Raw genomic sequence first — 11,637 nt, forward strand, 5'->3', positions numbered from 1 at the left:
CCTGCAAAATATATAAGAATTTTCCTTCAAACTCAGGCGCCATGGGCTATTGCGCGGCATTTGCGCAATGTGGCCCACGGCTTGCATTAAGTGCGAGAGGGCTGCCGTAAGAGCAGCCCCAAAAACAAATCCCTCCAAGTACAGGAGGGTTCGCGCTTTAGGTGTCACCAGTCTCAGACGGAATGATGATTGAGTGATGCACTTGAGGAACTTTGCAATGACGACTCGTCAGCCACTGTACAAATCCCTGTATGTGCAAGTAATCGTAGCGATCGCTATCGGTATCTTGTTGGGCCATTACTACCCGGAAACCGGTGTTGCCCTCAAGCCGTTGGGTGATGGCTTTATCAAACTGATCAAGATGGTCATCGCGCCCATTATTTTCTGTACGGTGGTGAGCGGTATTGCCGGCATGCAGAGCATGAAATCGGTCGGCAAGACCGGCGGCTATGCCTTGCTCTACTTCGAAGTCGTGTCGACTATCGCGCTGTTGATCGGCCTGGTCGTGGTTAACGTGGTTCAGCCTGGCGCAGGCATGCATATTGACGTGTCGACCCTGGATGCCAGCAAAATTGCCGGTTACGTGTCGGCAGGTGCAGACCAGAGCATCGTAGGCTTTATCCTCAACGTGATCCCGTCGACCATTGTTGGCGCCTTCGCCAATGGCGATATCCTGCAAGTGCTGATGTTCTCGGTGATTTTCGGTTTCGCCCTGCATCGCCTGGGTGCCTACGGCAAGCCGGTACTGGACTTTATCGATCGCTTCGCTCACGTGATGTTCAATATCATCAACATGATCATGAAGCTGGCGCCCCTCGGTGCGCTGGGCGCAATGGCCTTCACCATCGGCGCTTACGGCGTAGGCTCGCTGGTTCAGCTGGGTCAGTTGATGATCTGCTTCTACATCACTTGCGTGCTGTTCGTGCTGATCGTGCTGGGCGGTATTGCCCGCGCTCACGGTTTCAGCGTTTTGAAGCTGATCCGCTACATCCGTGAAGAGCTGCTGATCGTACTGGGTACGTCCTCGTCGGAATCGGCCCTGCCACGCATGCTGGTGAAAATGGAGCGCCTGGGCGCGAAGAAATCGGTAGTGGGTCTGGTGATCCCGACCGGTTACTCGTTCAACCTCGACGGTACTTCGATCTACCTGACCATGGCGGCCGTGTTTATCGCCCAGGCGACTGACACCCATATGGATATCACGCATCAGATCACTCTGTTGCTGGTGCTGTTGCTGTCGTCCAAAGGTGCTGCTGGCGTCACCGGTAGTGGTTTTATCGTACTGGCGGCAACCCTGTCGGCTGTAGGGCACTTGCCGGTAGCCGGTCTGGCGCTGATCCTGGGTATCGACCGCTTCATGTCCGAAGCCCGCGCCCTGACCAACCTGATCGGTAACGCGGTAGCAACCCTGGTGGTGGCCAAGTGGGTCAAGGAACTGGACACCGACACCCTGCAAACCGAGCTGAACTCTGGCGGCCGTCCGCTGGAGGATACCCGTCCGCAAGATGATCTGGGTGTGGCTGAAGGCCCGGCCCCGGTGTTGCTCAAGTAAGTTTGAGTGCATAAAAAAACCCGTCTTCGGACGGGTTTTTTTATGCCTGCTCATTCGACCCGGGTCAGGCCGCTGAACACCAGGGGGTTACGGCAGCGTCGACACAGGTAGCCGCGGCCTTGTTTGACCAAAGCGTGACGCTGGGCCGAGAACGGGAAGTCGCTGTCAGGGCAGGGGCAACGGTAGATATAGCGGGTGGCGCTGCGACGCTTGATGGCGTAGGTATGACAGCGATTGGGCGGCAGTTCGTACACCCCGCGCATGATTAATTGCCATTCTTCGCCGTGGGGCGAGATGCGCTCGCCAAACAGTTGATGGGCAACCAGGTGCGCCACTTCATGGGGGACGGTCTGCTTGAGGAAGTCTTCGCTGTTTTCACGGTACAGCTGCGGGTTGAAGCGCAGCAGGTTTTCATGCAAATGGGCGACCCCGGCTTTTTGCCCGCGCAGTTTGAAACTGACGACGGGGCGTTTGAAGGGGCGTTTGAAAAACACTTCGGCCTGTTGGAAACAGTCTTCGACGCGGGTATTGAGCAGCTCGGGCATGCGGTTCGGTTCTCCAGAGCCGGCGATTATGCCGCAAGCGCTGGGGTTGCGAACCTGTTGGCGCCCAATGGTCTTCATGAGCCCGTGGAAGCGAGCCTGATCGCGAACAGCAATCACGAGCAGGTTCGCTTCCACGGGTTGTGGCCTAGTTGGTGTAGATCGGCCCGACGCCCAGGCCCCAGACGATCACGGTGAATGCCATGATCGCCACCAGCACCACCAGGCCCACCGCCAGCACCGAGCTGGAAAACAGGAAGCCTTCGTCCGGGTCGATGCTCATAAAGGTAGGCAGGCCCACGTACAGCAGGTACACCGTGTAGCAAATGGCAGCGGTGCCCACCATCATGCCCAGCCACATATGCGGATACAGCGCCGCCAGCCCGCCGATAAACAGCGGGGTGGCCGTGTAGGTGGCAAAGGCCACGCATCGCGGCAGGCTGGGTTGTGCATCGTAGGTACGGGCCATCCAGTGAATGAATGCGCCCATCACGGCCACGCCCACCAGCATGGCGGCGTAGGACAGCAGGGTCATCCACAGGGCGCTGTCCAGAGTCAGCATCACCGGCGCGCGGTTACCGATTACCCAGCCCACCTGGGTAGTGCCAATAAATGCAGAAATGGCTGGAATCGCTGCCAGAATTAACGTGTGCGTGAAATACATATGGCCGATGCTTTCTTCGGCATCACCACGGATTTCGCGCCACTCTTTATCGGGGTGGGTGAAAAGGCCCACAACGTGATGGATCATGGCTGTCGCTCCTGTATAAGACGCATCGCCCCCAGTGGGACGCGTGCCGGTCGCGCAGCCAGAACGTATTGAGAAGCAGACAGGCGTGCGGCCTTGATGACAAGTATAGGAAACCTGCCGCCCCATAACCTCGGCTCCTTAGAGCTTATTGTGCTGTCAGAGGCGGTCTTATCGCATTGGCGTCTTTAGGCAGGCAAGGGGTTCGTTGACCGGGTATTTTTCGGTAAAATCCCCGGCTTTTGGTCTTAACTCGCGGAATTGAAGCGCTATGGGCACTCACTCGGTCTCTCAAATCAAACTCCAGAAACGCCTGCGTCGATTGACCGGTGAGGCAATTGCCGATTTCAACATGATCGAGCATGGCGACAAGGTGATGGTCTGCCTGTCGGGCGGCAAGGACAGCTACACCCTGCTTGATGTGTTGCTGCACCTGCAGAAAGTCGCGCCGATCCAGTTCGAGATCGTGGCCGTGAACATGGACCAGAAGCAGCCGGGTTTCCCCGAGGACGTGCTGCCGGCTTATCTAAAGTCGCTGGGTGTGGAATACCACATCGTTGAAAAAGACACTTACTCGGTGGTCAAGGAGCTGATCCCCGAAGGCAAGACCACCTGCTCGCTGTGTTCGCGCCTGCGTCGCGGCACCCTGTACACCTTTGCCGATGAAATCGGTGCGACCAAGATGGCACTTGGGCATCATCGCGATGATATCGTCGAAACCTTCTTCCTCAACATGTTCTTCAATGGCAGCCTCAAGGCGATGCCGCCCAAGCTGCGCTCAGATGACGGGCGCAATGTGGTGATTCGTCCGCTGGCGTACTGCAACGAGAAGGATATCCAGGCCTATTCCGACTGGCAGCAGTTCCCGATCATCCCGTGCAACCTCTGTGGCTCCCAGGAGAACCTGCAGCGCCAGGTGGTCAAGGACATGCTCCAGGAGTGGGACCGCAAGACGCCGGGCCGCACCGAGAGTATCTTTCGCAGCCTGCAGAACGTGATCCCGTCTCAGTTGGCGGACCGTAACCTGTTTGATTTCGCGAGCCTGAAGATCGACGAAAGCGCAACGCCGCGTTTCGTCAACCTGCTCAATCTGTAAATTGCCGAGAGGAGAGGGCATGCGCGACTACAAATGGCTGCACGAATACTGTCTGAACCGCTTTGGTTCGTCAGCCGCACTTGAAGCCCAATTGCCTGTCCCGAGAACTGCGGAACAGTTGCGCCATATCAGCGATGATCGCTACCTGTCGACCCTGGCCCTGCGGGTGTTCCGTGCCGGGCTCAAACACAGTGTGGTTGATGTCAAGTGGCCGGTATTTGAAGAGGTTTTTTTCGGTTTCGACCCGGAGAAAGTCGTGCTGATGGGCGCCGAGCATCTGGAGCGGTTGATGCAGGATGCGCGGATCATTCGCCATCTGGGCAAGCTTAAAAGCGTGCCACGCAATGCCCAGATGGTGCTCGACATTGCCCACGAGTACGGCAGTTTTGGCGCGTTTATCGCCCAGTGGCCAGTGACTGATATCGTCGGTTTGTGGAAGTACCTGGCCAAGCATGGGCATCAGTTGGGTGGTTTGTCGGCTCCACGCTTTTTACGCATGGTTGGCAAGGACACCTTTGTGCCAAGTTATGACGTGGTGGCCGCGCTGAACGCGCAGAAGCTGGTGGACAAGGCACCCACCAGCCTGCGTGACCTGGCGATTGTGCAGAACGCCTTCAACCAGTGGCACGCCGAAAGTGGCCGGCCGATGTGCCAGCTGTCACAGATGCTGGCGTTTACGGTGAATCACTAAGCCGCCGAGCAACTTCAATTGTGGGAGCGAGCCTGCTCGCGAAGGCCGTTCGCGAGCAAGCCCGCTCCCACAACAGCTGCATCACTCGCCGCTCAGGCGTCGATCCAGCTGGTAGCGCCAGCGCACAAACAGCAATGCACTGACAAATACCGCCACGCTGGCCGCGATCTCCATCAGGCCGAACACCTGACGGTTCGGGTCGAATGCCGCCAGCGCGCCCTTGATCAGGTACAGGTTGACCACATAGCAGGTGAACGAGTGCCCACGGGGGCTGCCCATCAGCATGCCGGGTACCACAAACATCAAGGGCACCAGCTCGATCAGCAGGATCACCCACGGGCGCGCGCCGTGCAGGTTGGCAAACATCAGGTAATAAACACACAGCAGGGCGATCAGGCCAAAGAAGCACGCCAGGCTCACTACCCGCATCAGCCTTACCCGCGGCTGCAGCCACTCGATGGGCGGCAGCACTTTTGGCTTTTTAGCCACGGTTGCTCTCCAGTTTGCGGGCAATGGTGGCCAAACGCTGACCCAAGGCCCGGCACAGGGCGATTTCGTGCTCGTCCAGCCCGCGTTTGCCGTCGGCACCTGCGTGATGGCTCGGGCCATAGGGCGTTCCGCCTGCCGTGGTGTGCAGCAGGGCCGATTCGCTGTAGGGCAGGCCGGTGACCAGCATGCCGTGGTGCATCAGTGGCAGCAGCATCGACAGCAAGGTACTTTCCTGGCCGCCATGCAGGCTGGCAGTGGAGGTGAACACACCGGCCGGCTTGCCCACCAGCGCGCCGGTCAGCCACAGGTTGCTGGTGCCATCCAGGAAGTACTTGAGCGGTGCGGCCATGTTGCCGAAACGCGTCGGGCTGCCCAGGGCCAGCCCCGAGCAGTTTTTCAGGTCGTCGAGGCTGGCGTACATCGCGCCTTCGTCCGGAATGGCAGGGGCCACGGCTTCACATTCGGCAGAAATGGCCGGCACTGTGCGCAGGCGCGCCTCGAGGCCGCCCTGTTCGATGCCACGGGCAATTTGCCGGGCCATTTCGCTGGTCGAACCGTTGCGGCTGTAGAACAGAACCAGAATATAAGGCGCACTCACGACAGGATCTCCAGGACTTTTTCCGGTGGGCGACCAATCACGGCTTTGTCGCCTGCGACCAGGATCGGCCGCTCGATCAACTTGGGATGTGCAGCCATGGCGTCGATCAGTTGCGCGTCAGTGAGACCGCTGTCTGCCAGGTTGAGGGCCTTGTACTCGTCTTCGCCGCTGCGCAGCAATTGCCGTGCGCTGATGTTCAGCTTGGCCAGCAGGTCGCGCAGTTGGGCGGCGCTCAGCGGCGTTTCGAGGTAGCGCACCACGGTAGGGGTCAGGCCGCGGGCTTCGAGGAGTTCGAGCGCACCGCGGGATTTCGAGCAGCGCGGGTTGTGATAAAGCGTCAGATCGGTCATGTGCGGGTCGCATCTTGCGTAAGGTGGCGGCTATTCTACCTGCCTGACGGGCGCGCCTGAACCGTATGCGGTAAATGGCCGCTCGCTGATGTATTTTTGTATGTATTTACCGGGAAGGATCAACGCATGTTTAAGCGACTCATGGCAGCAGTTACCGTCTGCGCCACATTATTGCTGGCCGGCTGCGGAAATGATTATGGGGTCGATCAGCACGGACAGAAGATCGCCTCGGAGCGTCTGGACAAGCAATGGAAGGTCATCAACTACTGGGCCGAGTGGTGTGGCCCGTGTCGTATCGAGATTCCTGAACTCAACTCGCTGGAAAAACAGCTGCAGGGGCAGTCGGTGGGAGTGTTCGGGGTCAACTACGATGGTTTGCAGGGCAAGGAGCTGAGCGACGCGAGTACCGCGCTGGGCATCACCTTTACCGTGCTGGCGCAGGATCCGGCGGAGGTGTTCGATTTGCCACGCAGCGAAGCCTTGCCGGTGACTTATATCCTGGATGAGAAAGGCAAGGTGCGGGCAACGTTGATGGGCGAGCAGACCGCGGCCGGTGTGTTGGCGAAGATCAAGGAATTGAGAGGGGCCTGAGTCGAAGCCATCGCGAACAAACCCGCTCCCACAGGCTGGCACCAGTCTGTGGGAGCGGGCTTGCTCGTGATTCAAGCGCCGCGGTATCAGCCTTCTTCAGGCCAAAGCCGCAGCGGCTTGCCCTGTTCAGGCCAGAATCGCACCTGCTCGATCGGCGATATGTCCCAGCGCTGTACGGTCTGCAAGGCCTCGAAGAATCGCTGCTCCTGCTCCATCAACGCCGGCGCACAGGCCTTGCGGGTACTGCCTACGCCACCAAAGGTCAGCTTGTCGCCGTCGAGGGTGTAAGGTGCGAACCAATGGTTGCAACCGCCACTGCCATAGGCCCGGCCAGCATCGTCCAGGGTGACGGTCAGGTGGCTGTTGTCGATCAGCGGTCGTTCGCCGATCCACTCCAGCACGTAGGTGTGGTTTTGCTGCAACTTCACCGGATCACCCGCACACCCCGTCAGGCTTGCGCCCAGCACGGCCAGCAGGATCAAGCGTTTCATTGCGCGGCCTTTTGGCATTGCGGGCACAGGTGCTTGCTGCCTTCAGTGCTCCAGCCCAGCTCGGCAATCCGCGCCGTGGCTGCGGGCTTTTGCGCCTTGGTGCCGAGTTTGGCGTCGACTGCGAACTCGAACTTCAGCTCTTTGGCGCAAGCATCGCAGTTGACCTGCCATTCATGAATCGCCAATTCGCCGAACACCGGCCCTTTGGTGACTGCAACCCACTGGCCACGCGGGTTGATCAGGTGGCGCACCTTGTCGACGCTCAAACGCATGGACAAGGTCTTGCTGCCCTTGAGGGACACAATCAGCACGTCACCGGCTTGAATCGAGCCGCCGTTGCCGGTGACTTGATACAGGCCCGGCGCCAGAGCGCGGCATTCAATCAGGGTGTGCTGCGGGTTAAGCAGGCTGTAGCGGAAATCGTGTTCGACCATGGGTCCTCCAAGTAAGTCGCTATGCTAGCACGCAGGCATCAAAGTCCAGACTCAACCTTCGATCAGGTTTTGCGCCGTACCGTTTCTCCAGGCTGCGATATTGCTCAGGGTCGTGCTGGCAATTGCATTCAACGCCTCGCGGGTCAGAAACGCCTGATGGGCCGTGATGATCACATTGGGGAAAGTCAGCAGCCGGGCCAGCACGTCATCCTGCAAGGGCAGGTCGGAGCGGTCCTCGAAGAACAGTTGGGCCTCTTCTTCGTACACATCCAGCCCAAGATAGCCCAATTGGCCACTTTTCAGCGCCTCAATCAGCGCCGGCGTGTCGACCAGCGCCCCCCGTCCGGTGTTGATCAGCATGGCGCCGTGCATGAGGGTGGCCAGGCTGGTGGCGTTGATCAGGTGCTTGTTGTCTGCGGTCAACGGGCAGTGCAGGGAAATGATATGCGAACCGGCCAGCAGTTCGGGCAGGCTGACGTAGCGAGCGCCCAGCGCCAGCAGTTCGGCGTTTGGATAAGGGTCGAAGCACAGCAGCTTGCAGCCGAAACCGGCCATGATCTTGCCGAACGTGGCGCCGATCTGGCCGGTGCCCACCACGCCCACGGTCTTGCCCACCAGATCGAAACCGGTCAGCCCGTGCAGAGTGAAGTCGCCTTCGCGGGTGCGGTTGTAGGCGCGGTGCAAGCGGCGGTTGAGCGCCAGGATAAGGGCCACGGCATGTTCGGCGACGGCGTGGGGGGAGTACGCGGGGACGCGCACCACACTCAGGCCCAGGCGTTTGGCGGCGGGCAGATCCACATGGTTGTAGCCGGCCGAGCGCAGGGCGATCAGGCGGGTGCGGCCAGCAGCCAGTTGCTCCAGCACCGGGGCGCTGAGGTCGTCGTTGATAAACGGACAGATCACTTCGTAGTCATGGGCCAGTGCTACGGTGTCCAGGGTCAGGCGCGCGGGCTGGAAATGCAGCTCGTTACCGTCGTCTTGTGCGGCCGCGATGAAACTGTCGCGGTCGTAGGTCTGGCTGCTGAAAAGAATCGTGCGCATGGGGTCTTCCTTGGTCTGTAACTACAAATCGGCTTTTGTGGGAGCGGGCTTGCTCGCGATGGCATCACGGCGGTTTACCTGACATACCGCGCCGCCCGAATCGCGAGCAAGCCCGCTCCCACACCATGATTTTGCTATGCCGTACTCCGTGCCTCTTTGGCCAGACGGGTGATGGCCAGGTCCAGTTCGTCGAGGGCGGCATCGGCGTTGGGGCTGGTTTGCTTGAGCAGGGTCTCGCTGCGCTGGCAGGCCGCACGCAATTGCGGTACGCCGCAGTAACGGGTTGCGCCGTGCAAGCGGTGGACGCGCTCGATCAACGCGTTGTTGTCTCTGGCCTCACGGGCCTGGCGGATAGCGTCGCGGTCGGCTTCCAGCGAAGCCAGCAGCATGGCCAGCATGTCGATGGCCAGGTCCGCCTTGCCTGCCGCCAGTCGCAGCCCCTCATCGTGGTCGAGGACGAGCAGTTGCGTGGTGTGACGGGCCGGTTCGTGCGAGTTGTCGCTGGCCTGATTGCGCAAGGCCAAGCCCGTCCACTTCAACACCACTTGGGCCAACTGCCGTTCGCTGATCGGTTTGGTCAGGTAGTCGTCCATGCCGCTTTGCAGCAAGGCGCGTTTTTCGTTGGCCATGGCGTGGGCTGTGAGTGCAACGATCGGCAGCGGCGTACAGTGGCGCTCGCTTTCCCACTGGCGCAGGACTTCGGTGGTCTCGCGCCCGTCCATGCCGGGCATTTGCACATCCATCAGCACCAGATCGAAATCGTGTGCCTTGACCGCATCAATGGCGGCATAACCGCTGTCCGCTGCAGTCACCTTGGCGCCCATGCCTTCAAGCAGGGTTTGCACCAGCAGCAGATTGGCCGGGTTGTCATCCACACACAGAATGCGCGGCGCGCGGCTGGCCAGCGGTTCGCCGGGCTCGCTGCGGGTTTGTCGCGGGCTGACCAGGTCGGCCAGGGCCCGACGCAGTTTGCGGGTGCAGGCGGGTTTGGCCTGGAGCTGGCTGTGGGGGTTGTCCACCACCGCGTTGAACAGGCCCTGCTCGGTGGTCGGGCACAGAACCAGTACCTTGCAACCCAGGTGCTCGAGATCCCAGATGTGCTGGTTGAGACGCTCTGGCGGGGTGTCATTGGCCGTTACGCCCAGAACTGCCAGATCAATAGCCTGGGCGGTCTGGTGAGCGCCGGTCACACAATTGGTGAGGTTTTCCAGAGTAGTGCAGGGCGTGACTTCCAGGCCGCAGTCTTCCAGTTGATGGTGCAGGGCCTGGCGGGCCAGGTCGTGTTTTTCCAGGATGGCTACGCGCCGGCCCAGCAGCGGCGCGCCGGGCAAGTCTTCGACATCATCGCGAGCCTTGGGCAGCCTGACGCTGATCCAGAACACCGAGCCTTCGCCAGGGGTGCTTTCAACGCCGATTTCGCCGCCCATCTGTTCGACCAGTCGCTTGGAAATCACCAGCCCCAACCCGGTGCCGCCGGGCTGGCGAGACAGTGAGTTGTCAGCCTGGCTGAAAGCCTGGAACAGGGCGCGGATATCCTGGGCGGTCAGGCCGATGCCGGTGTCCTGCACGCTGATGCGCAGTTGCACACTGCCGTCGGTTTCATTTTCGTCCTGGTCTTCAAGCATGGCCCGCACCGCGATGGTGCCCTCGCGGGTGAACTTGATGGCGTTGTTGATCAGGTTGGTGAGGATTTGCTTGAGCCGCAGCGGGTCGCCGATCAGCGACAGCGGGGTGTCGCGATACACCAGGCTGACCAGTTCCAGGCCTTTGTCGTGGGCCGAAGGGGCGAGGATGGTCAGGGTGTCCTGCAGCAGGTCGCGCAAATTGAACGGAATGCTGTCGAGCACCAGCTTGCCGGCTTCGATTTTCGAAAAATCGAGAATCTCGTTGATGATGCCCAGCAGGTTGTCGGCCGATTTTTCGATGGTGTTCAGGTAGTCGAACTGGCGCGGGGTCAACTCGCTTTTTTGCAGCAGGTGGGTAAAACCGAGGATACCGTTGAGCGGGGTGCGGATTTCGTGGCTCATGTTGGCCAGAAACTCGGACTTTATACGGCTGGCCTCCAGGGCTTCCTTGCGGGCCAGATCGAGTTCAAGGTTCTGGATTTCGATGGTTTCGAGATTCTGGCGCACGTCTTCGGTGGCCTGGTCGACGCTGTGCTGCAGTTCTTCCTGGGCATTGTGCAGGGTTTCGGCCATGCGGTTGATGCCCGAGGCCAGTTCGTCAAGTTCGTGGCTGCCCAGTGGCGGCAGGCGGGTTTCCAGATGCCCGTCCTTGAGCTGGGCCACGGCTTGTTTGATTTGCCCCAGCGGTGCGTTGATGGTGCGGCTCATGCGCAAGGCCAGCAGGGTGGTCAGCACCAGCCCGGTGACGATCAGCAACAGGCTGGCAAACAGGTTGCGATAGCTGCGCAGCAGCATGCCGTTATGGGACAGCTCCAGTTCGACCCAGCCCAGCAGGCGATGGGCTTCGTTAGGGATCACATCCCCGGCCAGGTTGCGATGGCGGCCAAATACCGGCAATAAATAGCGCGTGGCATCGTTGTCGGTACGCTGTTGCAGATGGGTACTGCTGCCCAGTGGAGCCTGATTGAGCATGATCGGCCCGGCATGGGCCAGCGGTTCGTGGTTGGCGTTGAGGAACGCCACGGCGCGCACATCCTGTTGTTCCAGAGATTCGGTGGCGATACGGGCCAGCAATGCGGTGTCGTGGCGCCCCATGGCGGGGGCGACCAGGGGGGCGAGTTGTTCGGCGATCATTTCCCCGCGCTGCAACAGTTGCGATTGCAGTTCGGACTGTTGCAGCCAGGTGAAATAGCCGCCGAGCACGCTTGCCATCAAACTGACGGGCAATAGCGTTAACAGCAATACGCGGCCTTTGATACCGAGGTTTTTAAGCACACAACTCTCCAGCCCTGCATTCTTTTAAGAGTGATCCGGGCTTCCCGCCCGGATCAGGTGGCAGTGTAGCCATATGGTGCCCGGCAAATCTTTGAAAATTTGCCATCAATTTCG

At 60.0% G+C, this 11,637-nt stretch carries 13 protein-coding genes; 4 read left to right on the plus strand and 9 right to left on the minus strand.

What is annotated here, in order from left to right; genetic code table 11:
* Positions 1–217: 217 nt before the first annotated feature.
* Positions 218–1,552 (plus strand): dicarboxylate/amino acid:cation symporter, encoded by a 1,335-nt coding sequence (locus tag V6L81_RS09240; protein ID WP_095003057.1) that lies wholly within the window; start codon positions 218–220, stop codon positions 1,550–1,552.
* A 50-nt stretch (positions 1,553–1,602) separates the two neighbouring features.
* Here the strand turns inward: V6L81_RS09240 and V6L81_RS09245 are convergent, their stop codons facing one another.
* Both V6L81_RS09245 and V6L81_RS09250 read right to left on the minus strand, forming a co-directional pair.
* Positions 1,603–2,097 (minus strand): SprT family zinc-dependent metalloprotease, encoded by a 495-nt coding sequence (locus V6L81_RS09245; protein ID WP_095019416.1) that lies wholly within the window; start codon positions 2,095–2,097, stop codon positions 1,603–1,605.
* Between the two features lie 145 nt (positions 2,098–2,242).
* Positions 2,243–2,845: a Yip1 family protein gene (locus V6L81_RS09250; protein ID WP_095003059.1), complete on the minus strand. Its 603-nt coding sequence runs from the start codon at positions 2,843–2,845 to the stop codon at positions 2,243–2,245.
* A 268-nt stretch (positions 2,846–3,113) separates the two neighbouring features.
* Here V6L81_RS09250 and ttcA point away from each other — a divergent pair, with 268 nt between their 5' ends.
* Together ttcA and V6L81_RS09260 are read left to right on the plus strand one after the other, a co-directional pair.
* Entirely contained in the window at positions 3,114–3,938 is an 825-nt protein-coding gene (ttcA, locus tag V6L81_RS09255) for a tRNA 2-thiocytidine(32) synthetase TtcA (RefSeq protein WP_095003060.1), read from the plus strand.
* 19 nt (positions 3,939–3,957) lie between these two features.
* Positions 3,958–4,629: a DNA-3-methyladenine glycosylase I gene (locus V6L81_RS09260; RefSeq protein ID WP_338660630.1), complete on the plus strand. Its 672-nt coding sequence runs from the start codon at positions 3,958–3,960 to the stop codon at positions 4,627–4,629.
* Between the two features lie 81 nt (positions 4,630–4,710).
* On the opposite strand, the gene V6L81_RS09265 is transcribed toward V6L81_RS09260, so the two are convergent.
* Genes V6L81_RS09265 through arsC form a run of 3 tightly spaced genes read right to left on the minus strand, consistent with a single transcriptional unit; the run spans position 4,711 to position 6,066 of the window.
* Complete coding sequence (locus V6L81_RS09265) at positions 4,711–5,118, minus strand: DUF2069 domain-containing protein (RefSeq protein WP_338660631.1); 408 nt, start codon at positions 5,116–5,118, stop codon at positions 4,711–4,713.
* On the minus strand, positions 5,111–5,716 hold the full coding sequence (gene wrbA, locus V6L81_RS09270; protein WP_095003063.1) for an NAD(P)H:quinone oxidoreductase: 606 nt from the start codon (positions 5,714–5,716) through the stop codon (positions 5,111–5,113). Before wrbA ends, V6L81_RS09265 begins: the two co-directional genes overlap by 8 nt.
* The gene (arsC, locus tag V6L81_RS09275) at positions 5,713–6,066 is read right to left on the minus strand and encodes an arsenate reductase (glutaredoxin) (RefSeq protein ID WP_095019417.1); all 354 of its coding nucleotides are present in this window, start codon (positions 6,064–6,066) and stop codon (positions 5,713–5,715) included. The genes wrbA and arsC overlap by 4 nt, the downstream gene beginning before the upstream one ends.
* Before the next feature lie 126 nt (positions 6,067–6,192).
* On the opposite strand from arsC, the gene V6L81_RS09280 reads away from it, so the two are divergent.
* Positions 6,193–6,657, plus strand: coding sequence for a TlpA disulfide reductase family protein (locus tag V6L81_RS09280; RefSeq protein ID WP_095003065.1), 465 nt, complete (start codon positions 6,193–6,195; stop codon positions 6,655–6,657).
* 86 nt (positions 6,658–6,743) lie between these two features.
* Here V6L81_RS09280 and V6L81_RS09285 read toward each other — a convergent pair whose 3' ends face one another.
* From V6L81_RS09285 to V6L81_RS09300, 4 genes are all read right to left on the minus strand, one after another.
* On the minus strand, positions 6,744–7,148 hold the full coding sequence (locus V6L81_RS09285) for an META domain-containing protein (protein ID WP_095003066.1): 405 nt from the start codon (positions 7,146–7,148) through the stop codon (positions 6,744–6,746).
* Positions 7,145–7,582, minus strand: a complete 438-nt coding sequence (locus V6L81_RS09290) for a hypothetical protein (RefSeq protein ID WP_095003067.1) — start codon at positions 7,580–7,582, stop codon at positions 7,145–7,147. The genes V6L81_RS09285 and V6L81_RS09290 overlap by 4 nt, the downstream gene beginning before the upstream one ends.
* 51 nt (positions 7,583–7,633) lie before the next feature.
* A complete protein-coding gene (locus tag V6L81_RS09295) occupies positions 7,634–8,623 on the minus strand; it encodes a 2-hydroxyacid dehydrogenase (RefSeq protein ID WP_095003068.1) in 990 nt (329 codons plus the stop codon).
* A gap of 134 nt (positions 8,624–8,757) precedes the next feature.
* On the minus strand, positions 8,758–11,523 hold the full coding sequence (locus V6L81_RS09300; RefSeq protein WP_095003069.1) for a response regulator: 2,766 nt from the start codon (positions 11,521–11,523) through the stop codon (positions 8,758–8,760).
* Between the last annotated feature and the right edge of the window lie 114 nt (positions 11,524–11,637).

The sequence above is a fragment of the Pseudomonas bubulae genome, assembly GCF_037023725.1.
GTDB classification, from domain to species: Bacteria; Pseudomonadota; Gammaproteobacteria; order Pseudomonadales; family Pseudomonadaceae; genus Aquipseudomonas; species Aquipseudomonas bubulae.